Source organism: Ruminococcus flavefaciens MA2007 (assembly GCF_000621845.1).
GTDB lineage: Bacteria > Bacillota > Clostridia > Oscillospirales > Ruminococcaceae > Ruminococcus > Ruminococcus flavefaciens_E.
Genome location: NZ_JHXF01000015.1, coordinates 27597 through 50707, shown reverse-complemented (window position 1 = coordinate 50707; position 23111 = coordinate 27597). Strand labels below are relative to the sequence as shown.

Genomic DNA, 23111 nt, shown 5'->3' with positions numbered 1-23111 from the left:
ATAAATCTCTCCTTTTCGCCTATATTTCTATATCAGTCTGAGTTTCATCAAACCAGAGGACCGTAATATGTGTCGGACTATGAACCGTAATTGATATCGCCAGAGCCTTAATATGAAGGTGCAGCGTATCAAGCAGCTCCCGTTCTGTGGATAACTCCATTATCTCCACCAGTGTCTTCCGGGCATCGTAATCCTTTTCCATAAGCTCCCAGCGGCTTTCTTTTTCATCCAGTTCCACCTCAAGGGATTCTTTCTCATTTCTAAGGTTATCGGCTATTTTCTGCTTTTCTTCCAGTTTTTCCGCCATTTCGCTGATATTTATACTATCACCATTAAGCTCACTCCGCAGTCCCTGCACTTCAATATTCGCCTTAAGCCTATCACATTCTGCCTGTATATCATCATACTCAGCTTCGGCTATGGCTATCTGCTTTTTCATAATACTGCGGTCACGCTCCACATAGTCCATATCCTGCATGGTTTCAAGAAGAGCCATAAGGTCGTTGAATGTCTGGAATCTCGTAAGAACTGCTTTTCTGAACATGACATTAAGTGATTCTTCACTTATTCTTTTCGAATTACAGAGCTTTTTCCCGTTTCTCAGTGCTACTTTACAACAAAGCCAGTACACTGAGTTACCAGCGAGTCTGTGATAATTGGAACCGCAGCATGCACACTTAAGCCTGCCGGAATATGGATAAGTCATTGTTTTTTTCTCATACCCGCCCCTGCACCGTCGGCTTTTCGCCTTATTAAACATCTCTCTGGATACTATAGCAGGATGATGGTCCTGTATATATAACTGCTGCTTTTCGCCTCTGTTCTTCCGGGTTTTATGTGTTAAAAAACTCTCGGTATATGACTTGTGGGTCAGTACATCACCGCAGTATCTCTCATTTGAAACTATAAGCTGAATCTGGCTAGATGTCCATCCTGTGCCATCATTCGGTGCAGGAGCATTCTCTTCATTAAGAATACGTGCGATAGCCACCGGACCGAAGCCTTCCACATACAGTTTAAATATTCTTCGTACAGTCTCGGCCTCTTCTTCAATGATCTTTACAGTTCTGCGCTTGTAGCCGGTTTCAGTCGTCTCGTAATCTCCAAACCGGTATCCATAGAGCTCTTCATTAGGAACATCACCTCGCAGAGCAAGTTTTCCACGCCCCCAGCAGATGTTTTCTGAAATAGATCTGGACTCTTCCTGAGCCAGTGCAGCTAATGTTGTCAGTATAAATTCGCTTTTAAGATCACCTGTATCAAGATTTTCCTTTTCAAAGAAGCAGGTTACGCCGATACTCAGCAGATGTCTTACGGTTTCTATAGTATCGGCTGTGTTTCTTGAAAACCTGCTTATGGATTTGCAGATGATACGGTTGACCTTTCCCTCCTCGCAGTGCCTTAACAGTCGTTTAAGGCCGCTGCGGTTATCCTGCTTCGTACCTGATATACCATAATCAGAATACACACCAACTGAATCCCAGTCGTCATGTGAAGCCAAGAGCTTTGTAAAATACTGCTCCTGTGCCTCATAGCTGTTTTCCTGATCAAATGAGTCGGAACTGACTCGTATATAGCAGGCTACTTTCAGAAGGGCAGGCATACTTTCCTCTTTTAAATTACAGGCAAAAGAAGAAAAATCAGGTAGGTCTGAAAAATCCAGTGCTTCTGAAGAATTATACATGCGCCTTTCTCCTTTCCAAATACCTCCTGATACTTGCCTCCAACTGTTCCTTTGTTTTACGCGAAGAATTTCCTGTTAGAGGCTTCATAAGCGTCTTACGGCTTATTTTGTACTCTTCAGCTGTCATCCCTATACTGTCAAGCCATATACGCATCGCAAACTTCTCGTTTGAAAAATCGGTTTTGCTGAAGATAACAGGTCTGCCTGATATTGCTTTTTTATTAATACAGGTAATAAGGTCAATATAAGCTTGTCTATGGGTTTCATCCTTATTATCCTGCTCCGCTGTTATGATGACATTATCTTCAGTGAAAAATACTCCTTTACATCCGATTCCGTTTTTTCTCTCAAACTCTGCTACTGCCTTCAGGAAGTTCGGAACAGAGAAGGTACAGCGATCATCCTTAAGGAAATTCATAAATGAGTCAGTTACTTCAATTCTGGCTCCTGTAGACTTTTGTATCAGTACTGCCCTGATATACAGTATCTTTACAAGGTTTCTCAAGGTAACGCCGGTGTATTCCCCCATCGGCAGGTAAATACTGTTTTCATTAGGTTCTTCGTGTTCTAAAGCCCCTTGTTCAGATATCTGTTCCTCAGTAGCTGCAGGCTCTATAAGCCCTTCATCAGTCAGCATTTTCAGCATATCGAAATCTGCATCATCAGGGACAGTAAGTGTCTTGTTACATGAAATAATATATCTGTCGATCTTATACGAGGATGTTCTGCCCGGCTGGAATCTTGCCCGTATTCCTGTAAGCTGCTCCATCCTCGTTACAAGTTCCTTTCTGTCCATAACCAATATCTTGTATTCCATGATAATCTCCTTTCAGTCTTGATTTGGCTTGTTTTCGGCATATCACCGTCTCCTTTCGTGTTACATATTACCCTGTATTCCACTCAAAGTCAACGAATAATATGCCGTTATATAGCCGATTTAAAGCTTAATAATTGTCAGTATTATGTGATATTTTCGATTGAGACATATCCTGTAACATAATACCCCACTGGAGTGTTACCGCATTTATCAGGTGAATTGGTTATACGCACTCGACCATTGAAGTTAACTCCGTCATAAAGGTAGTATGTACCATTAACGGTATTAGATGGCTGATCCGCATCAGATGATGCATACAGAGGTGCGTTAATAAGTGTAATTGTAGCGCCTCTCTGCAGTTCTACGGCCTTAGTGCTTATAGGTACTCCCGCATTATCATATACGGTATATCCTACAGGACAAGCCTTCAGAGCGTTTTCAAGTACTTCAAATGCGCCTACCTGTGACTTGGCATCTTTCCATGACTTCCTTACACGATAGAGTACCTTCTTTGCTGCAGTTTTAGGTTTGGGTGCAGGAGCCGTTTCACCCATATACAACTGTACCTTAGCTTTGAATTCGTTCCAGTGCGGGAGTATATATGCCGGACACATCTTATAGCTGTTATACATAACATTGAGCTCATCGACAGAGCCTCTTTTGCCGTCACGAACGTTAAGCCAGTATGTATGGGTATAGAGATTATCTATACTGAGGTTATACATCTTAAGCAGTGCTGCAGCAAGTCTTGCACAGTTATCCTCAGACTTTTTATCGGTATCGTTATAGGCAGAAGACATAATACACTCAATAGCTATAGTACGTCTGTTACCGCTGCCGTCTCCGTCAGCTGCATGCCAGCCTGAGAGTGTTAGAGGCAGGTTCTGCCATGCACAGGTGTCGTCGCAGTAATAGTGAACACGCACGTCCTTCATATTGCCGTTTACAGTAGCTCTGGTATACTGCTCAGCAGGCGTTGTGCCTTCTATTGTAGTTATCCAGTCTGTATTATGAATGGTTATACCTATAACTTTGCCCTCCATAGAAGCGGAGGGCATTTCGATATTATTGGGATTATGGTTTGTGAGCATATACTCATTGACCGGAACTCCGTTTATAACATTATTAGAATCTGCCTTCAGAATCATTGTCATCATTATCATCCTTTCTGCCTGCTTTTTCCTGCAGGATCTCAATAGCATTTTTCAGTGCGGGTGGATATGGAATACCCATAAGACTGGTGTTTTCGATAATTGAAAGCACCTCATTAGCGCAGAAGCCTATGCAGACTGCGTCACGGACATAGTTGGTATTCAGAAGAATATCAAGTCTTACCGCTACAATAATCAGCATAAGGATACTGCACTTCTTTGCCAGTCCAAGCCATCCGGCTTTACTGCTGAGTTTGCCTGTATCAGTGTGTTTGGACCTTCCCATAGCTGCTGTTATCATGCCTGTTGCAAAGTCAATAGCCATAAAGATTATGAGAGTTGCAAGAGCTGAATCCCAGCCTCCGAACAGTGACGCGATAAATCCGCCTATTGCGCCTATAACCATACATATCGTCTCTTTCATGTTGTCACCTCCAGTATTTTTATGAGTCTGATATGCGGATGTGTATTATCAGTAACTGCCTTCCATGCAAGATAATACTCATCGGCAGATAAGTCTTCTCTTGAAAGCAGCACCGTAATATATCTGTCTTCGGATTGCAGCCATCTGAATGGTATTGATATAGCACTGCCATTTATGATCTGTTCGTGAATATATCTGGCTGTTTCTGCTGCAGAAAGCTCAGTACTCGCTTTTCGTACAAGCCACACTTCTCCGTCTTCATTGAAGCCGCATTTATAGCTGAACAGTACGTTCGACGAAGCTGACATTCTCACAGGCGTTATACACATGGTGTATATCTCAGCTCCCCAGTTGAAGTCCGGCTGGTTATATGAAATGGCATAGTCGTTTTCTTGGCTGCAGAAATTATGGTATGTATCTGCAAAGCCTGAAAGAGAGCGGTAGCCGTCAACATAGAAGGTATAAAGCTTTTCACCGTATTCAGATAGAGCTGTATTACCGGATTTAAACAGCGTTACTGAGCTATCGATTGCATGCAGATTATCTATCTGAGCCTGCAGAGAGGCAAGTGTATTCTGGATACCCTGACGTTCCTCTGTAGTATAGCTGGCGGTGATTGCATCAAGTAAGGCCTTGTTATTATGTGAATGTCCATTATCCGGCAGCTGCTCTATCATCTGCCGGACTATTGCGGTTATTTCTGATATATCAGGCGATATGCCGTCCTTACCATCGATACCGTCCCTGCCGTCCTTTCCGTCTATGCCATTTATGCCGTCACGACCGTTTGTACCATCAGTTCCGTCTCGTCCGTCTTTACCATCAATACCATCTCTGCCGTCAGCTCCATTCTTACCGTCAGCTCCGTCTTTGCCGTGCAGACTTTGCAGCCATTCAGACAGTGATCCGGTAAAGCCTTCCTGAACTGCCAGTTCATATGCAGACTGACCTGCTGTGCCAGTATTCATTTGCCTTATCTGCTGAAGCAACTGAACGTACAGGTCAGGTGTCGGCGGTATAGGAATATCATCATCGCCTGTAAATCCAGAGGAGCGAATATTAAGTGTTACAGGAACAGTGGTTGCACGGACGGTAGTATCACTTTCCGCGTCATAACCGAACAGAGACATTTTTACAGCACCTGCATGAAGCTCTGCAGGGAGATAACAGCTTGTCCCGTCATATCCGAGAACAATACTGTATGTATCGTCTCCCTGACTGAACTGCGCTACCTTATGGAACCGCTTCCAGTCGCCTTCAAAGGTGAATTTAAACTGGACATACCTGATCTGGTGGTCTGCAAGCACTTCACGTTCAAGAACTTCTATACTCTGGTTCCTTACAAGGAATTTCCACATCAGTTATGTACCTCCCTCCATTCTCTGCTTTCAAAGTCGTATTCCATATATCCGTCGATACACTGTATCTTTTTAAGGCCTTTGTTTCCTGTATTACCGCTATGGCCATCCCAGCCGCTTGATTTGCGTATTGCAGCCCATGCCTCAAGGCTTCCTTCGTATGTAATAAGTTCAAGATTATCACAGTAGTTGAAGCTGCCTGCAGATATTTCCTCTACAGTTGCGGCAATAGTGAACTCCCGAAGTGCAGTACATGAAGCAAACATTCTGTCTCCTATGATTCTGCCTTCATAACGGACGGTTTCAAGAGCCTGACAGCCGCTGAACACTTCAATACTCACATTTGTTACAGTAGCAGGGACAAGAAGAGCTGTTATAGCTGTACCGCTGAATGCATACCTGCCAAGTTCTGAGATATCTGGCGGCAGTGTAAGAGCTGTCAGACCATTAAGCACATGATGCTCAACATACTCGTCTATATGCGGCATAAAGCCGTTTCTGCCTATACGTGTCAGGCTGTTAGGCAGGGATACATTTTTGAGTTCATCACAGAATGTAAAGGCAAAGGTACCGACAGAAGTAATACCATCAGAGATAACAACCGACTTTATATCATTACGATTAAAAAACGGCGATAAATTGGCATCCGGATTATTATCACTTTCATAATCATACATATCACCTGAACCGCTGAGCAGCAATGTTCCGCCTGAGAATAAAGCATAATGTACATCATCGCCGCATTTACCATACCCGACTATATCTCCTGAGAAGTTATTTACCTTGGCATTAAGCTCGATTACTGTATTTTCAAGCGCATTTATTTTTCCGTTGTATCCTTGCATTTCTGCTATGAGCTGCGCTATCTGAGCCTGCATATCTGTAACCTTGCATTTACCCAGTATGCACCTGCAGTAACCGCACACATTGTTATCGTCACGATAATCCAGAATATCCTGCGCCGTTAATGCTATAGCTTCTGGAGCTATCCTTACAGCATACAGCAATAACCTTGTCTTATTCCGTTCTGCATCAAAATTAGGTAGGGCAGGTAATTCTGCAGGTGTTCCCGGTACTACCTCAAGAGATACAGCTCTGACAGATTCAGAAATATCACACAGAATAGAAACAGCCACAAATCGCGGAAGGGACTCATCCTGATACTGACTCAGGTCAATGGTATATTCTGCGTCATTAATGAAGTAATGACCGTCTATCCATGCCTTTCCTGTACCTAAAGCTACCTTCAGGCCTGACGCAGGCGTCAGACTGAAGTTACTGCCGTAGGTGTCAAGTATGCCATTGCAGATAATACTTGACAGATATGCTGTAAAGTCCTCTGCTGTATATGTTCTGTCAAAGCCATTTGAATTAAAGAATCCGCTGTAAAAAGCCATTATTGTTCCTCCTTTTTGAATGTAGGTGTGAGGCTACGACCATTGCAGTCAAAGCACTCTATCATACCTATTAATTGTATTTTCGGCTTAATCATACCGAAACGTTTATGCTGCACGGTCACATAGTCGCCGACAGCATAATCCTTGTTATACTGATACTGCGAATTATTAGCAGCTATTTCGGATTCTGATACCGTTTTAGGCTGTACCAGCTGTTCCGAGCCTCTTGTTTTAAGCAGTTCAATATATTTATCTTCAGGTATAGGCACTGTTTCTCCATCAACATCTTCTGTTTCAGAGATATCATCCGCATCCACATACACCTCATATCGGGAAAGATATGAAGGCTCGTCACCGTTATAGTAAGTGGTCCGTTTACGTTCATCGCCCTTGCCCTGACCGAAGATATATGCGAAATTGCGTTCAACAGAAGCATCCTCTGCATAGCTGAATGACAGAAGATTGCTGTATGTATCGGAGAAGATAATATGAGGATTATTCTCCTGCATTATGCTGCGGTCGCTGCCTTCAGATAGGTCAAATACCATGCGGTACAGCTCTCCGGTATCCTTCACAAGCCGGATATTTGCTGTTCCTCCGATCTTCTCACAGATCGTATACACCCATTCCATAAGATTGGCGTATGATACCTGCAGTGTAGCCGCCTGCTCCCAACAAGTACCTGAGACTGTTCCAAGTGATAGTCCCGGAATACGTCGATTATTATTCTGTATCACATTAAGTGTAACCGAAGATCGTACGATTTCGCTGTATGCCGTCGTCTTCGTTATACTTAGTGTTGGATGAATGATTCGCCGTTCAAGCAGGCACATTAGGAAACGTCCGCGTACTGTAAGGTAGTCGCCGTTCTCGGTATCCGTGTCTATCTGCACCGACTCAATGATGCCGAAGTGCTCTTTATCATCATCGCGCCCTACAATGCGTCCAGTCCTGAAGATGCTTATATTCAATGGACTTGCTGCTATATATACCTCAAAGCTGCCACATTTATAGTATTCAACGTCCCATATAAGAGAGGAAAAGCTGTCGCATATGGCTTCAAGGGTAATAACGAGTGAATCGCCATCGGGTTGCATATTGTAAATCTCAATCTGCATGCTACACCCCCAGATAAGCATTTGTGTGGATAATTCTTACTTTCAGGTTTTCAAGTCCTGTTCCTTGGAGAAAGAAACGATTGTTTCCTTCACGCAGAGTAAGCCATGTCGAGCCTGAAACAAGCCTGTTGATGATATTACTCTTAACACCACCGCGATCAAGAGTTACGGTCTTATTGCCCGTCTTGGTTGTGACTGTGATAACATCGCCTGCTAGGATATCGCCTGTGATCTGCAAGTACTCATCCGTGTCTGCGTTATACAGTGTGGGAGACCGTGCGTCTGCAGTAGCTTCAATAACCAGCGTAAAGCCGGTCTCATCGCCTTCGTTGACAATATTCATAGTATTATCCCTGTTGTATTTACCCAGCACAAAAGGCTGAGGATTTGTTTCAGAAGGAAACGAAAAGGTAAATGCACCGACAATATGGCTGTATTGAGCTATGACCGGCTTTGTTGAGTACCAATAAATATCGGGGCAGAGAACGGAGATCTGTCCCGTTGTAAGCTGTTCAAAATTACTGACCTCGCATGTCTCGACGTAGCCTTCGGTATACACTTCAATGCCTGCGGTTTTATAGTAGATCTTTATATATCTAGAAGGCTTTACTACGTTGTATAGCTGGTGACGACGAGCTTCTATATCAATACCACGCATCTCAAAGTGAATTACTACATTCCGCTTCTCAATGAAGGCATTGTTCAGGTGGCTGCCGTCCATGCCTGCGTAGGATGAGGTGCTGATAGTTCCGGGCGGAGGCGACAAGCCCTCTATCTGAGAGGTCATATATTGGTTGGCGGTCGTTGTCATGTCGATGCGATCGCCGTTGGCATTTTCAAGAATAAGTGTAAAAAACATGGTTGCATCACCTTTACTTTTTAGGTTTGAGTGTGGTATAATAGAAAAAACGGAGCGCGGGCTCTCTGCGCTAAATCGGAATTTGAAGGAGTATCACTATGTGGTTTTTATTAGCGCTTGGTTCGGCAATCTTTGCCGCACTGACATCAATATTGGCAAAGATAGGAATTGAAGGTGTCGGATCGAATCTGGCTACTGCGATCCGTACGATGGTTGTTGTTATCATGGCATGGGGAATGGTATTTATTACTCATCAGCAAGCCGGAATAAAAGACATTAGCCAGAAATGTTGGGTTTTCCTGATTCTGTCCGGCCTTGCTACTGGTGCCTCATGGCTTTGCTATTACAAGGCCTTGCAGATGGGAGACGCTTCAAAAGTCGTCCCGATTGATAAGTTGTCCGTTGTCATTACGCTGATACTGGCGTTTGTTTTTCTGCATGAAGAATTTACTTTTAAGTCAGTGATAGGGTGTATCCTGATTGGAGCCGGAACATTGCTGATGGTTCTGTGATACAAATTCTGATTTACCGCAGTAATGGGGCTGGAAAATCCCCCATCACACATTCAGCGCATTGCGCGTCATACGATAAATCTCCAGCCGTGACAGCGATTTCGGACTATTGTTTGTCTGATTCACTGTGCGGCTGTTGTCGTTGTTGTAGTAGTTATTGACCACACCGCCGCTGCCGCCGTTCATCATCGCACCGGAGATGCCGTCCATATCGACATTCAGCCCGGACTGCATCGTCAGCGTCATGGCATCAGCCACACCGGATACAGCCGCCTCGACATACTTCTTGCTCTTATTGATGCCCTTTGCCAGCCCCTTCATGAAGTCCGGCATCCAGCTCTCAAAGTCAGTAAGAGGACCTTCATCCGGTACTGAGAAATGCAGGAAGGACTTTATCTTATCGGCAACACTCTTAACTGCGTCACCAACTTTGCCTATACAGCTCTTGATACCGTCAACAATACCGTTGATTATATCTGCGCCCCACTGCCAAGCCTCTTTTCCAAGGTTCTTAACAAAGTCTACAGCTTTGTTGAAACCGTTAACGATGGTATCCTTGATACCGCCAATAGTTGAAGATATTGCCGATTTGATACTGTTCCATATATTGGAGACAGTATTTTTTATTGCATTCATGATGTTTGTGACCGTGTCTTTTATTGCATTCCATACATTCGAGATAACTGACTTGATTGTATTTACAATTCCGGATATAAAGTCGCTAATAGCATTCCAGACTGTAGTAACAACAGCCTTTATCGTATCAAGTGTATTTTTTATATGATCTACAATGAAGTTCCACGCACTTGATATGGCATTTGAGATCGCATCGACTACAGTGGATATAACTGTAGATATCGCATTCCATACCGTTTCTACCGTATTTTTAATTGTTTCGAATACAATTGTAAATACAGCTTTTATCATTTCGAGCTTCTCGGATATATTATCATGAATCCAGTCCATGACGCTGCTGATAACTGAGTGGATAGCGTCAAATACTGCTCCTACGGTGTTCTTTATGGCATCAAATACGATTGTAAAAACAGCCTTGATAATCTCCAGCTTTTCAGTTATATGTTGGTGAATCCAATCCATAACAGCGCTTACAATGGTATGAATTACGTTGAACACAGTTTCAACTACAGTCTTTATCGCGTTAAGGATTGGAGAAACAACGCTGTAAATGGAGTTCCATACCTTGCTTATGACATCCTTTATCGCATTGAGAACTGTACTGATGACAGAGTGAATAGCATTCCAGACAGTAGTTATAACGAGCTTAATGAACTCGACTTTCTCCTTGACCTTGTTACTGATAGCTGTCCAGATATTTACAAAGAAATTCTTTATGGCTGTAAGGACATTTACCACAACATCCTTGATTTTACTGAGTGCTCCACCGAATATCTTGTCGAGCGTATTGAAAACGTTCTTTATGGTAGATACTATGAAGTCCCAGATACCTGTAAATATCCCCTTTATACCTTCCCAGACTCTGCTCCAGTCGCCGGTAAAGATACCGATGAATATATCAAGTATGCTGAGAATGGTGTCTGTTATGAATTTGAATACATCGGCAATTTCTTTAAATACGCCTTCAAACAGAGGTTTCAGGAACTTACATAGTCCGTCCCAGATTGCTTTAATTACCTCGGATATGTTTTTGAAGTTAAATCCCAGTGCATTAAGTCTGTCAACTATACCTTGTGTGAAGTTATGGAATGTATCCTTTATCTGAGTCCATATTGCAGTTATGTTGTTTCTGAATTCTTCATTTGTTTTCCATAGGTGAGTAAATGCGGCGACTAACGTACCTATCACCGCTACAACAGATATTACTGGAGCACTGATACCGCCTATGGCAGCACCAAATGTTGAAAAAGCTGTTTTGGCACCTGCTATAATAGTGGGGATATTTGAAACAAACTGCATCAGCTTACCGACGGTACCTATAGTTTTACCGACGACAATCAGAAGCGGTCCCAGTGCAGCTGCGATAAGTGCGACCTTAACAATGGTTTCCTTTGTCGCAGGCGACAGCCCGTTGAATTTATCGATAAGCCCCTGAATCTTGCTGACGATTGCACGGATTGCAGGCATCAGGATTTCACCGAAGGAAATGGCAAGCTCCTGTAGCTGTGATTTCAGTATGGTAAGCTGTCCTCCAAGGTTATCCTGCATAACTGCAGCCATCTTTTCCGTGACACCGTTATAGCCGTCAATCTCATCGGAACAGGTGCTGATCGCACCTTCCAGCTTCTGAATATCCGAAGGTGCAGCTTTCATGAGTGCAAGGAAACCGGACATCGCATTCTTTCCGACCAGAGCCTGCGCTGCCGATGCCTGTTCCGATTCAGACATCTGTGCAAAAGCCACACGGCAGTCCGCCAGGATGTCATTCAATTCACGCATCGAACCGTCGGTATTGGTAGTTGCAATTTCGATTTCACCGAAAGACTCACCGCAGAACTTGACTTCTCCTGCGAGAGCGTTCATCATGGATCGGAGAGCCGTACCTGCCTGAGAACCCTTTATACCGCTGTTTGCCATCAGGCCGATTGCCTCTGCTGTATCCTCGCAGGAGAATCCCAACGCACCAGCAACTGGCGCACAGTATTTGAAGGTTTCGCCCATCATAGACACATTGGTATTAGCGTTGGACGATGCCGCAGCCAGCACATCAGCAAAATGACCGCTGTCGGCAGCAGATAAGCCGAAAGCGGTCAGAGCGTCTGTTACAATATCCGAGGTTATCGCCAAGTCCTCACCGGAAGCAGCAGCGAGATTCATGATGCCCTCGATACCCTCCAGCATATCTCCGGTTTTCCAGCCCGCCATCGCCATATAGTTCATGGCATCGGCAGCCTCGGAAGCGGAAAACTTGGTCTTTGCGCCCATCTCACGAGCCTTATCCCGGAGTGCGTCAAGTTCATCACCAGTCGCACCGGATACAGCAGCGACCTTCGACATAGCAGAATCGAAATCCGCAGCCGTCTTCACAGCAGCAGTTCCGGCAGCCATGACGGGAACGGTCACATGAGTGGTCAGTGTCGTTCCGACATCGGCGATTTTGTCACCGGCTTTTTCAAGCATTTCTCCCGCCTGACCGAGCTTTGCAAGCGCAGTGCTGGAAGCCTCCGCTTCACGCTGGAGGTTCTGCAGTTCCTGTTCTGTCTCGATGATCTCACGCTGCAGGGCATCGTACTGCTCCTGTGAGATGTCGCCGTTGGCGAGAGCCTGATTTGCTTGCTCTGCTGCTGTTTTCAGGGTTTCCAGCTTTTCTTTGGTAGCCTTCACCGCATCAGCGAGGAGCTTATGCTTCTGCGACAGCAGTTCCGTATTGGTCGGGTCGAGCTTCAGCAGCTTTTCCACATCTTTGAGCTGCGTCTGCGTGTTTTTGATATTCTTATTGACACCTTCCAGCGCCTTCGACAGCTTGGTGGTATCGCCGCCGATCTCAACGGTGATGCCCTTGATTCTGTTTGCCATACGGTTTCACCTCCTCATTGGGGCATGAAAAAAGCAGCCCCGAAGGACTGCTCAGTGTATATTCAGTTACTAAGCTAAATCAGAATTTATATTATTGAAACCATATAGGTCCAACGATAAATATCCCCCAAAAGAAAACAGTAACCAGAACAAACATTTCGGAAACACACCAGTAGATTATTTTTGACTTTTTTACAGTAAGGGGACGAATAAAGTAGACAACAATGACCGATAGTTGTAAAAGAATAAATAGTATGGTTTCCTCTACTGTCGGAGATATGAAAAAATCAGCGCTTCCTTTCGCAGCCCCCTTAAACACAAGCCAAAGATTCACAACTAAAAAAGCTATAAATGAAAGTATCAGCTTAACATTTGTTTTTTTCATATCCTACCCCTCCACAAATTCCGATTTAGCGAAGGAAGCTTCATGTTTCCTTCACAACAGAATTATAACACAGAAGGAAGAAAAAGTCAATCAGAAAGCATCGAAGTCCGCCTGTCTAGCGACCTCCGACCAGCTTGGTAGTATCGCCGCCAATCTCAACGGTGATGCCCTTGATTCTGTTTGCCATGCAGTTTCACCTACTCCTCCGTGAGGGCATGAAAAAAGCAGCCCCGAAGGACTGCTCAGTGTATATTCAGTTAATGAACTAAATCAGAATTCAAATCTACAATTAACACGGATAAGTTTCTTTCAGATATTCTATCAGCATTTCGGGAATGTACTGATAATGATGGGATTCATACAGCTTGTATGTCAGGTCTGCATTATGTGACTCAAGACGCTCTTTCAGCTTTGCAGCGCCTTCCAGCGTTGTATCATCTCCCTCACGATAATTGTCGGCATAATCGGGATCTTCCTGCGAACCTGCACACAGGAATACGGTTTTGCTCAGCGTTTCGTTTCTGACATAATAGTCGTAATCATTCATATATATGTCATTGCTGATGCCTTCATATTCATTATAATGCTTTAGCCCCCACAGTGCAGGGCTGCCGATGATGTAATGTCCGAAGGGCTGATTCTCGTACTGATCTGAATTGAACAGTGCATAGTGTGTGAATACGCCTCCGTCCGAATGACCGTACAGCGTGGAATTTCCGCAGTCGATGTTGTAATTCTCGCAGAGATACGGCATCAGGTTGTCGGTGATAAAATCCAGCAGCTCACTGCGATTGATGACAAGATCCTCATAGCGCAGTTCCCCGTCAGGGTCGGTGACATCGTAGCTGTAATACAGGCTGACAAGGATCACCGGTGCAGCCTCTTTGTTTTCTATACATTTTCTCAGTGCGGGACAGTTGCCGAAGCGCCAGATACCATCCGTCAGGAAGAATACAGGATAGGTCTTATGATTGTCATAATCAGGTGGGAGCGTCACATGGACAGTGAATGACCTTTGCAGTTCTTCATCGTAAATGTAAATCTCGTCAACTGAATCCTTGATCTCCTCTACTTCTTCGCGATTGTATTCCCAATCGCTTCTGTAATTGTGAAAATAGCTCCATAGATAAAGAGATTCATCGCTCCTGTCGACCGAGCCCTCGGGGAGTTCCTCGTAATCGCCTGAGCGAAGCGCATCGTAAGCAAGCTGCATAAAACAGATATCAAGGTCTGTTTGCTCTTCGGTGAAGCCCTGCTTGGCATCTTGCTCCCGGATATAGTCCAGATACTCCTCAAACGAAGCAAATGAAAGGTCTTTGACCTGCCACTCGCCGTTTTCGTCTATAGTGGAAGTCGTAAACTTATATAAACCGCCGTCCTCAAATACATCTGCCTCAGGGACAGAATTTGCAACGATATAGCCGTCTACAATTGGTGGGAGCGGATACCGCAGGCCCTCTCCAGTTTCTTCAGCCTTTTGTATCTTTTTCATTGCTTCTTTATATTCGTCATCGGTCATCTCATCGCGGTTCTCATTGATCGAGGAGCGCCAGTTTTCAAGGTCTATCGTCTGAAACTCGATACTGACCTTGTGTTCGGCATTCGGGTCTGAACTGAGTTTTGGCGGCTCGTCCAGCAGAGTGAGAGCGTGTTTTGTCACTGTGTCAAGTTCTTTCTCTGTCATTTTATTCGTGAGCTTTGTGGGCGATAATGACTGTGTTTGTATTGGTTCAGCAGTACTGTTTTCTGTCTGCGCCGTGGTGGGACTGCTATCGGCTTGTGAAGTGCTTTCCTGCTTGCCTGCGCAGGCAGTCATGGATAAGGTCATTGCAAGGATCAAAAGAAGTGTGACTGTTTTTTTCATTATTATATTTCCTTCTTCACTAAATTCCATTTTTGCAGTGAAAGAATCATACATTCACCATACCAAAATTATAGCACATCAGGGAGCAAAAGTCAATCAGAACGCATCAAAGTCCGCCTGTCCAGCGACCTCCGACCAGCCATCATATTAGTCGTTTTCCTTTTCGGTGAACACATCATTCACGACTCCGATTGTGAGCAGACAGATCGTCTGCAGCGGGATTAAAACTCTGTTTTCTGAATAAGTCACAAAATTTGCTTGCAAATGCTTGCATTTGCAAATAATATGTGGTATAATAGCATCAAAGGAGTGTGATCATTATGGCAAACACAACTGCTGTATATGCACGTATTGATACAGGCTTAAAAGAAAACGCCGAGGCTATTCTTGCACAACTTGGAATTACGCCTTCCAGTGTAATTCAGATGTTGTACAGCCAAATTGTTCTGCAAAATGGTATTCCGTTCGATCTTCATCTTCCAACACCACAGCCTACAGCTATCGGAGGCATGACACAAGCCGAACTTGACGCTGAACTTGCAAAGGGAATTGAATCCATAAAAAGCGGAAAAACCTATTCCACCGAAGAAATTGATAATGAGCTTGCAGAGGAATTCGGTATATGACAGAGTATACAATCGAATATTCACCTGCTGCAAGAATTGATTTAAAAGGAATCTACTCATACATTGCTTTTCATTTGAAAGAACGTACTACAGCAAGGAATATAATAAACAGAATTCGTAAAGAAATCAAAGATCTAGACGTGTCACCTGATAGATATCCCTCTGTGGAATGGGAACCATGGAGTTCAATGGGAATGCGAAGGTTTTCTGTCGGTAATTATGAGATATTTTATCTTGTCAATCATGATAAAACCATTGTTACCGTAATTCGTATCTTTTACGGCGGTAGAAATATTCAAAATATGATTGATACCAATAAGGATTAAAACGCATCCATATCGCTTTGAGAAGCCACCTCATGCCAACCCTCATAATCATCATTTTCACGCTCGGTGAACATATCGTTGATTAAACCTATCGTAAGCATATCCAGCTCGGTCATTGTTAGGCCGAGCTGTTTGCATCTCAAGAGAAACAACGGCGTTGTCATCGGGCGGTCAGTTTTGCGATGTTTTTTTTAGACTCTGCCTGTGTCTCCACGTTAAGCCCCCACAGTTCAATGAGCTGCGGCAGCACCTCGTAAATGGAGAACGTGTTGAACTTCTCCAGCCAGTCATCGGGATTGTCCGGGACGTTCTCCGGATCAGCGTGTTTCGCCATGATGTATGCAATGTTCTCGAATACCTCAAGGCTCTCGATGTCGAGGTTAGAGCCTTCCTCGTCGCCTTCCTGAACAGAGATCTGAAGCGCAGCAAAATCCTTGTAGATATCCCTGCGGAACTTGATGCGGTAAAGGCGAGGCACGGCGGCACTCGCCTTGAACGGAACTTCGATACCGTCAACGGTAATCGTCTTTTTGATAGCCATTCTGTACCTCCTTACTCAGCCGTGCTGCCGCCGGACTTAGTTGTTGTGGAACGTGTGCCGGTGCTGTTATTGGTTGCAGCAGTCGGCATATAAACCGCATTGTACCAGTTGTCGTAGGTCGTCTGGTCAGTGCTTTCGCAGGTCTTGGACTTCACCAGACCGTTCGGCAGCGCCGATGCCTTGAGGGAGAGCTTTTCCGTCTTGACGGACTTGCTCTCCTCGGTAGTCTCGCCCTCAGTCGCAGGACGGGAAGCCGAGCAGCAGTAAAGCACATGGCGGATGTGGTTCTTGTCCCCGTCGAACTCGAACATGATTGCGAACTGCGATGTTTCCGCATCGTTGCGCTCCACCAGAACGCCCTTTGCATCAAGCTGTTCGCCGAGAATCGCTGTTGCAAAGTCGGTGGTGATGAGTGCGACCTCCAGATCGCCGTCGTAGCCTGCGTTGTTGTTGATGACATAATAAACGCTGTTGTCAGCGTAGAAATTCTCGTTTTCGCCGTTCGCGTCAATGCTCAGGGAAACTGCACCGGGCAGACGTACAGGCGTTGCGAAGGTCGGAACACCATCATCGCTCCATGCTGTGATCTTTGCCCAATGCACCTTGTTCAGACCGAATTTTACCTTATTCTTCTGCAGTGCCATTGTTATACCTCCATTTCGTAAAGCACCTCGTAGAGCTTCTCGCTCTCGATGTAGCTTTCAGTTTTCGTGTAATAGATATTGTGCTGCGTCAGCACTTCCTCCACACGGCTTTCCGTATCGGGCGACTTTTCATCCGTATACAGTTCAATATCAAGTTGCTTGGAACTGTGATACATCAGGTTATCCGCGCCGAAGGTGTCCTCGCCGGGTGAGAGAAAAATAACAAAGGGCGGTTTCGGATACTCGCCCTCTGCAAAATGATGATAGGCGAATGGCAGCTCAATCTCCTGCATCATTTCATTGATTTCTTCATAGGTCATTTTTTCCCTTTCAGTAATTGATTTTTCTCCTTTAATCGTATATAATGAAAAAAAGGAGCTGATTATAATGAGTGTTGGACATGGTGCATTTTGCAAAAAGCTATATGAGAATGATGAATACGTAACATATGCCTATTCATCATTTAACTATAATAACAAAAAATATCTTAATGACGAGCGTATATGCGATGGAAAAATAATTATCTCAAAGAAAGTTTTTTCTGATAGTTGGGGCGTTCCGAATGATTCTTTTGCCGAACTTTATGACAAGGGTGATATTGTCATAGAAAATTGTTCTAATACGTGGTTGAAGTGCTCAATTGGCTATGATGTTATGGCAGTCCACCTTTGGTGTAAACTTCTCAGACAAATTCAGAAATTACAATGCTTTCCTGATAAATGCAATTATGAGGTATAAGCCATAATCATGACAGCGCCTCCTCGATTAGCTGCGTGAGCATTTCCTCGCCGTGCGCTTCCGCAGGGGCAATATGCGGTTTGCCGGATACACGTCCGCCGTTGCGCTTTGCATGACCTTTTTCAAGCAGGTGCGCAAGCTGGTAGCGGTCTTTCGAGTGAACGGTCATTTCGAGTGTATGACTGTTCTCCTTCGTTTTCTTGGTCGTCCAGCTCTTGCGGTACTTGCCGCTGCGCTTCGGAGCATTTGCAGATATTTCCTTTTTAACGTTTTCAGCTGTCTTTTTGACAGCCTTTTTCATTTCCGTATCAGCAAGATCTGCGTATTCAGCCAGACCTTTCATAATTACATCTGCCATGTCGTCAATAGAAGTCATCCTGTTCACCAGCCCTTCGTGTGCCTGCCGTTATTTTCATATAGTTCATAGACTTGTAATTCGGCAGTATACTGTCAATGTTATATGATAGCCCACGGAACTGAAGCCTGTGCGTTGTCGGATTAATCCGCATAGTATCAGCGGTTTGCCGCACTATGAATTCTATTGAGTAGATTTCCTTTGTGACACCGGCTTCTGTCGTTTCAGTTGATGACTTTGGAGTAACGGCTGCCCAGCAGGAGAAAGCCTCCTCCCACTGAGCCTTGTGATTGCCGATACTGTCAGTTTTCGTATGATGCTCGAGGAAGGATATCCTCTGATTAAGCATTCCTATTTCCATCATATAATGCCCTCCCTCTGTGCAAATAAAAGCGCCCTCAGTGTAAGAGTCAGCTTATGGTAATCTGCAGTATTGCGGTTTTCGTAGAGGTATGATACAGTATACAGCATAGCCTGCCGTGAGGTTCCCTCATTTACCGCAAGTGCAGCATCATCCATTCTGCCCACATCTTTCACAAGGCGCTTTGCCGTATCTATAAGCGATATGATGAGCTTGTCATCTTCGCAGTGGTCTACACGGAGATAATTCTTGGTTTCAGCAAGTGTTATCATGCCTTCATAGTCAGCACCTTTACAGCTTCAGGAAGTATAAGCTTGCCGTCAACTCGCTGTGAAGCAAGGAAGCCTATCTGTCCGTTCATGGCAAAAAGCTCGTTAAGTCGTTTCATGCTGCGTCCCTGACGGTCTGCTATCCAGTAATAGCTGAAGTCTCCGAATGCGATAGCCTTACTGCCTGCTTCTATTGTAGGTGCGTAAACGGAAGTTACATAGGGGCGATTGAGTATAGTATCGGGAATACCGTTGGAAACACTGGGCTGCCAGATATAGTTGCCGGTGTTGTCCTTGATTTTACGGAGAGCCTTGACGGTCTGCTCGTTGAGAAGCCAGATAGCCTTCTTACGGTATGGACTCTTGATAGAATAAAACAGCTCTATCATGTCATCAAAGCTGATTGTAGCTCCGCTTGAGGTTGCACCTTCCTGAGCGCCTCCAGAAGCCGCGAAAATGCCCGTAGGCTTGCCGACACCGTCGCCAGCGACAAATGCTTCCTCTTCCTTTGCACCGATTCTACGGGCGAATTCCTTTGCAATATAGGCGGGTAGGTCAAAAACGGAGTCGTTGAGAAGTTCCTCGGAGATCTTGATAGCCGTGCCGACCTTGTAAGCAGAGAGTGAGAGCTGACCGAAGGAGTCATCGGAGAGAGTATATGCCTCTTCCTCCTCCATCCATACCGCTTCACCCTTTGATGTTACAACCGGTATCTTTCTATCACCGCTTGAAGTCTGTATTCTTGTGGCAAGTGGACGGAATACGTTTTCCTCCTCAAGGGCTTCAATGAGCTTTTTCTCAAACTCATCCGGTACGAGATAGCCGCCCTCGGTATCTTCACCTACCTGCAGGTCGTTGCGGACGTCGATCCAGTTACGGTTACGGACACTGTTCCAGAATGCCTTGCTGTATTCCTCAGTGCCTGTAGAGTGCTTGGGAGTATCAGTGATATGAGCTCCGGGAGTTCCAACAACTGGTGTTGTAGTAGCAGCTGAAAGCTCCTGTCCGATACGCTCGGCTCTTTCCATACGCTCGATTTCCTTACCGAGGTCAACTATTGTCTGTTCCAGTGTATCATATGTTTTACTGTTCTCCTCTGAGAGAAGTCCGCTTGCGTTACGCTTTGAATCAAGGAAATCACGGGCTGTATCCCATGCCTTTGCTCTTTTTTCTCTGAGTTCCTGAATAGTCATTACACATTCCTCCTTAGTGTTTCAACAGAGACAATCTCTTGTCCAGCTGGTCGATTGGTGTACCTGTAACAGGTGTATATGATGCTGAGATCTTCTTCATAAGCTTGTCCATAGCAGAAGCAGCTGAATATGACATAGCAGCAATATCGTCAGTTTTACGTCGCTTGAACTTACCACCGTCCTCGTCAGGTTCTTCACTTTCATCCTCATCAGGTGTATTTTCATCCGGATCTTCTTCAGCCGGAGAGTCATCTGCAGCATCATCTTTAAAAAGGATGCCGTCAACAAGTCCCATGCTGAGAGCCTTTTTTGCATTGAGCCATGTCTCTTCGTCCATCATATGGGCTATCCTGGCACGTGACTGATGAGACTTCTCTTCGTAGGCGTTTATAATGCTTTCCTTAACCTCGTCAAGAAGTCGTATAGCCTGTTCCATATCGGATTTATTACCGACGGCTATAGTAGCGGGATTATGTATCATAAGCATACCAGTTGGAGCTATAAGTGTTTCATCTCCTGCCATAGCAACCACAGAAGCGGCGCTTGCCGCAATACCGTCTATTTTTACGGTTACCTTACCCTTATGATTGCGAAGCATGGTGTATATCTGCGAAGCTGCAAAAACATCTCCGCCGGGAGAGTTTATCCATACGGTAAAGTCTCCGTTTATCTTAGAAAGCTCGTTTCTGAATAATGCGGGAGTTATCTCATCTCCGAACCATGTATCCTCCGAGATAGGCCCGTTGAAAATGAGCTCTGATTCGTTGGTTTCTTCATTTTTAACCCAGTTCCAGAATTTGTTATTCATCAGTATTTTCCTCCTTTTGTGCGTATGCTGCGCCTGCGTCCTGTAATTTTGTGAAGCTGCCGTTACAGAGATAAAGATCTCCGCCCAGTTCTGCGGGAATAGCATTCATGTCCTCAAGCTCTCGGATATCATTTGCAGACATCCAGCCGTTCTGACGTGCAGTAGCATAACCCTGCATACGGCTCGCATAGTCGCCTCGCAGCAGTCCCTCAACGTTGAACTTAATAAAATAGCGCCCCTTCTCCGAATCGGAAAGAAGCGCTTTCTGCATTCCCTGTTCCCAGCGGACCAACCACGGGTCCAGTGTATACTTAACGAATTCTAGTGACAAGTGCTCAATGTTGCTGAATGTAGCATGGTCAAGGTCTCCTATCATATGCAGCGGTACGCGATACAGTCTCGCAATCTCCTCAATCTGAAATTTTCGGGTTTCAAGGAACTGTGCATCATTATTCGGAATGGAGATAGGTGTGTATTTCATGCCCTCCTCAAGAACAGCAACTTTATGAGCGTTACCATTTCCATAAGCTCTGTGCCAGGCTTCCCTGATACGTTCCGGATTTTTGATAGTACCCGGATACTCCAGCACCGCCGAAGGTGCTGCGCCGTTTGCAAAGAATGATGCCCCGTATTCATCACAGGCAACTGCAAGACCGATAGCATTCTTCGCCATTGCAATGGGACTGTATCCGACCAGACCGTCAAAGCCGAGTCCGGGAATATGCAGCACCTGTTCCATCGGCAGAATGATCTCGCCCTGCTGCTTGAAATTTGGGTTGTGTTCGTCATATCGGCTATAGCGGTAAATGAGCCTGCCACGATCATCTCGGTCAACACGCACCTTATCCGGTATCAGCGGATACAGCCCGATAACATCACCTCTGCCGTTCCGGATGATCTGGGCATAGGCGTTGCCGTAGATCAGCAGATGTGCCATCAGCGTTTCCCGGAATACGAACGATGTCATTTCCGGATTTGGCTGGTCGTGCAGCAAAATATACAGCGGGTGCTTCGGCACTCGCTCTTTTCCGCTATTGGTATATTGATAAACGTGCAGGGGCAGCTGCGCGATTGCTTCCGACAAAACTCTCACGCAGGCGTAAACTGCGATGATCTGCATAGCCGTGCGGTCGTTGACTCGCTTGCCTGCGTGTGTCCGTCCGAAGAAATAACTGTAGGACGGGCTGTCGTAGCTGTCCTTCGGCTTGTCCCTCGACCGAAACAGTCCGCTGAAAATGCCCATGTGCATCAGCTCCTTTCGGTTGACTTTTTTTATGGGCTTTGGTATAATTATAATGTAGATTTATACTTAGATTTTACTGGAGGAAACCTCTTTATGTTGAAAAATGTATTCGACTCTGATGAACTAATTGTGTGCCGCCCAAATCCAGAGCTTTTGGAACAAATCACAAGACATAATCAAAAGATCGAAAAGATAGAAAAAAATACAAAGTGGATCGCTATTGCCTTTGTCGTTTTCATGGCAATTCTATGGATCGGCGGCGATCTTGCAGGTTGGAATTCAGGCTTAATCTTTTTATTCGGATTGCTTACAATATTCGGATTTCCACTTGTCTGGGCAATATGCGCGATATGGATCAGCAGGCCGTCTGTAAAGCGACGCTCAGAAGAAATGTGTACAAAGGCTGTATCCGAAATGAATATTCCCGATGACAGTGACGAAATAGAACTGTTATTTCCAAAGCCATTACAGGATGATTTCTACCGGAAAAAGGATCATCCGTTTACGAATGGTATGTACCTCACTTACACTGACAATGAGGCATTATATTTTGTTGATGTTACCGGAACAGTAAGGATACCATACTCACTTATGAGCCCATGGACAGAGTCGGATAACAAGGCTAAAACTCGTCATTGGATACGCAGTGGATCTCCGTCATCATATTCAAAAATCGGAGTTAAGAAGAAAAGCAGCCTCTTTTCTCTGATACCCGTTATAGGTAGTTTTATACTGGATCACTACTTGATACCGTATTCATATTCTGTTATTCGCACTGTAAATGCGGAGTATGTGTTATGTATTCCTTCATATGAATTAAACAATCTCCCGAAACTTTAATTGATCATCACACCCCGTTATCGGTGTTGTTTATGTTGCGCTTTTAATTAACTTTATCTATTGGCTTATGATCTATAATGAAGAGAAAAAAACTATTGAGTCAGAC

25 protein-coding genes are annotated in these 23111 nt (G+C 44.8%); 5 read left to right on the top strand and 20 right to left on the bottom strand.

Annotated elements, in window-relative coordinates; all coding sequences use genetic code 11:
* Nucleotides 1–19: 19 nt before the first annotated feature.
* The 8 genes from T497_RS0108495 to T497_RS0108460 form a co-directional block, all read right to left on the bottom strand.
* Nucleotides 20–1684, bottom strand: a complete 1665-nt coding sequence (locus T497_RS0108495; RefSeq protein ID WP_028515249.1) for a recombinase family protein — start codon at nucleotides 1682–1684, stop codon at nucleotides 20–22.
* Nucleotides 1677–2501, bottom strand: a complete 825-nt coding sequence (locus T497_RS0108490) for a hypothetical protein (RefSeq protein ID WP_028515248.1) — start codon at nucleotides 2499–2501, stop codon at nucleotides 1677–1679. Before T497_RS0108490 ends, T497_RS0108495 begins: the two co-directional genes overlap by 8 nt.
* Before the next feature lie 143 nt (nucleotides 2502–2644).
* Entirely contained in the window at nucleotides 2645–3655 is a 1011-nt protein-coding gene (locus T497_RS17500; protein WP_028515247.1) for a peptidoglycan recognition protein family protein, read from the bottom strand.
* Nucleotides 3627–4076, bottom strand: a complete 450-nt coding sequence (locus tag T497_RS0108480) for a phage holin family protein (protein WP_028515246.1) — start codon at nucleotides 4074–4076, stop codon at nucleotides 3627–3629. The genes T497_RS17500 and T497_RS0108480 overlap by 29 nt, the downstream gene beginning before the upstream one ends.
* Entirely contained in the window at nucleotides 4073–5434 is a 1362-nt protein-coding gene (locus T497_RS18660) for a hypothetical protein (RefSeq protein WP_028515245.1), read from the bottom strand. Before T497_RS18660 ends, T497_RS0108480 begins: the two co-directional genes overlap by 4 nt.
* Nucleotides 5434–6831, bottom strand: coding sequence for a leucine-rich repeat domain-containing protein (locus T497_RS0108470; protein ID WP_028515244.1), 1398 nt, complete (start codon nucleotides 6829–6831; stop codon nucleotides 5434–5436). Before T497_RS0108470 ends, T497_RS18660 begins: the two co-directional genes overlap by 1 nt.
* A complete protein-coding gene (locus tag T497_RS0108465; RefSeq protein ID WP_028515243.1) occupies nucleotides 6831–7949 on the bottom strand; it encodes a siphovirus ReqiPepy6 Gp37-like family protein in 1119 nt (372 codons plus the stop codon). Before T497_RS0108465 ends, T497_RS0108470 begins: the two co-directional genes overlap by 1 nt.
* 1 nt (nucleotide 7950) lies before the next feature.
* On the bottom strand, nucleotides 7951–8808 hold the full coding sequence (locus T497_RS0108460) for a phage distal tail protein (protein ID WP_028515242.1): 858 nt from the start codon (nucleotides 8806–8808) through the stop codon (nucleotides 7951–7953).
* A gap of 98 nt (nucleotides 8809–8906) precedes the next feature.
* On the opposite strand from T497_RS0108460, the gene T497_RS0108455 reads away from it, so the two are divergent.
* Entirely contained in the window at nucleotides 8907–9320 is a 414-nt protein-coding gene (locus T497_RS0108455; RefSeq protein WP_028515241.1) for an EamA family transporter, read from the top strand.
* 45 nt (nucleotides 9321–9365) lie between these two features.
* Here the strand turns inward: T497_RS0108455 and T497_RS16300 are convergent, their stop codons facing one another.
* The 3 genes from T497_RS16300 to T497_RS0108440 form a co-directional block, all read right to left on the bottom strand.
* Entirely contained in the window at nucleotides 9366–12812 is a 3447-nt protein-coding gene (locus T497_RS16300; RefSeq protein ID WP_051530589.1) for a phage tail tape measure protein, read from the bottom strand.
* A 91-nt stretch (nucleotides 12813–12903) separates the two neighbouring features.
* Entirely contained in the window at nucleotides 12904–13197 is a 294-nt protein-coding gene (locus tag T497_RS0108445) for a hypothetical protein (RefSeq protein WP_028515240.1), read from the bottom strand.
* 289 nt (nucleotides 13198–13486) lie between these two features.
* Nucleotides 13487–15061, bottom strand: coding sequence for an alpha/beta hydrolase (locus T497_RS0108440; protein WP_028515239.1), 1575 nt, complete (start codon nucleotides 15059–15061; stop codon nucleotides 13487–13489).
* Nucleotides 15062–15381: 320 nt separating this feature from the next.
* Here T497_RS0108440 and T497_RS0108435 point away from each other — a divergent pair, with 320 nt between their 5' ends.
* Both T497_RS0108435 and T497_RS0108430 read left to right on the top strand, forming a co-directional pair.
* On the top strand, nucleotides 15382–15687 hold the full coding sequence (locus T497_RS0108435) for a type II toxin-antitoxin system RelB/DinJ family antitoxin (protein ID WP_028515238.1): 306 nt from the start codon (nucleotides 15382–15384) through the stop codon (nucleotides 15685–15687).
* Nucleotides 15684–16013 (top strand): type II toxin-antitoxin system RelE/ParE family toxin, encoded by a 330-nt coding sequence (locus tag T497_RS0108430; protein WP_028515237.1) that lies wholly within the window; start codon nucleotides 15684–15686, stop codon nucleotides 16011–16013. Before T497_RS0108435 ends, T497_RS0108430 begins: the two co-directional genes overlap by 4 nt.
* Before the next feature lie 160 nt (nucleotides 16014–16173).
* Here T497_RS0108430 and T497_RS0108420 read toward each other — a convergent pair whose 3' ends face one another.
* Genes T497_RS0108420 through T497_RS0108410 form a run of 3 tightly spaced genes read right to left on the bottom strand, consistent with a single transcriptional unit; the run spans nucleotide 16174 to nucleotide 17518 of the window.
* Complete coding sequence (locus tag T497_RS0108420; RefSeq protein ID WP_028515236.1) at nucleotides 16174–16554, bottom strand: hypothetical protein; 381 nt, start codon at nucleotides 16552–16554, stop codon at nucleotides 16174–16176.
* A gap of 11 nt (nucleotides 16555–16565) precedes the next feature.
* The gene (locus tag T497_RS0108415) at nucleotides 16566–17198 is read right to left on the bottom strand and encodes a major tail protein (protein ID WP_028515235.1); all 633 of its coding nucleotides are present in this window, start codon (nucleotides 17196–17198) and stop codon (nucleotides 16566–16568) included.
* Between the two features lie 2 nt (nucleotides 17199–17200).
* Nucleotides 17201–17518, bottom strand: a complete 318-nt coding sequence (locus tag T497_RS0108410) for a hypothetical protein (protein ID WP_028515234.1) — start codon at nucleotides 17516–17518, stop codon at nucleotides 17201–17203.
* 67 nt (nucleotides 17519–17585) lie between these two features.
* Here T497_RS0108410 and T497_RS0108405 point away from each other — a divergent pair, with 67 nt between their 5' ends.
* Nucleotides 17586–17936, top strand: coding sequence for a hypothetical protein (locus T497_RS0108405; RefSeq protein ID WP_028515233.1), 351 nt, complete (start codon nucleotides 17586–17588; stop codon nucleotides 17934–17936).
* Between the two features lie 7 nt (nucleotides 17937–17943).
* On the opposite strand, the gene T497_RS0108400 is transcribed toward T497_RS0108405, so the two are convergent.
* The 6 genes from T497_RS0108400 to T497_RS16295 are packed head-to-tail and all read right to left on the bottom strand — an operon-like array spanning nucleotide 17944 to nucleotide 22165.
* The gene (locus T497_RS0108400; RefSeq protein WP_051530588.1) at nucleotides 17944–18312 is read right to left on the bottom strand and encodes an HK97 gp10 family phage protein; all 369 of its coding nucleotides are present in this window, start codon (nucleotides 18310–18312) and stop codon (nucleotides 17944–17946) included.
* The gene (locus tag T497_RS0108395) at nucleotides 18299–18655 is read right to left on the bottom strand and encodes a phage head closure protein (protein WP_028515231.1); all 357 of its coding nucleotides are present in this window, start codon (nucleotides 18653–18655) and stop codon (nucleotides 18299–18301) included. Before T497_RS0108395 ends, T497_RS0108400 begins: the two co-directional genes overlap by 14 nt.
* Nucleotides 18652–18924 (bottom strand): head-tail connector protein, encoded by a 273-nt coding sequence (locus T497_RS0108390; RefSeq protein WP_028515230.1) that lies wholly within the window; start codon nucleotides 18922–18924, stop codon nucleotides 18652–18654. The genes T497_RS0108395 and T497_RS0108390 overlap by 4 nt, the downstream gene beginning before the upstream one ends.
* Nucleotides 18921–20114: a phage major capsid protein gene (locus tag T497_RS0108385; RefSeq protein ID WP_028515229.1), complete on the bottom strand. Its 1194-nt coding sequence runs from the start codon at nucleotides 20112–20114 to the stop codon at nucleotides 18921–18923. Before T497_RS0108385 ends, T497_RS0108390 begins: the two co-directional genes overlap by 4 nt.
* A 13-nt stretch (nucleotides 20115–20127) precedes the next feature.
* Nucleotides 20128–20922, bottom strand: a complete 795-nt coding sequence (locus tag T497_RS0108380) for a head maturation protease, ClpP-related (RefSeq protein ID WP_028515228.1) — start codon at nucleotides 20920–20922, stop codon at nucleotides 20128–20130.
* Nucleotides 20915–22165, bottom strand: a complete 1251-nt coding sequence (locus T497_RS16295) for a phage portal protein (RefSeq protein WP_037324692.1) — start codon at nucleotides 22163–22165, stop codon at nucleotides 20915–20917. Before T497_RS16295 ends, T497_RS0108380 begins: the two co-directional genes overlap by 8 nt.
* 93 nt (nucleotides 22166–22258) lie before the next feature.
* On the opposite strand from T497_RS16295, the gene T497_RS0108370 reads away from it, so the two are divergent.
* Entirely contained in the window at nucleotides 22259–23005 is a 747-nt protein-coding gene (locus T497_RS0108370; RefSeq protein WP_028515227.1) for a hypothetical protein, read from the top strand.
* The last annotated feature ends 106 nt before the right edge of the window (nucleotides 23006–23111 follow it).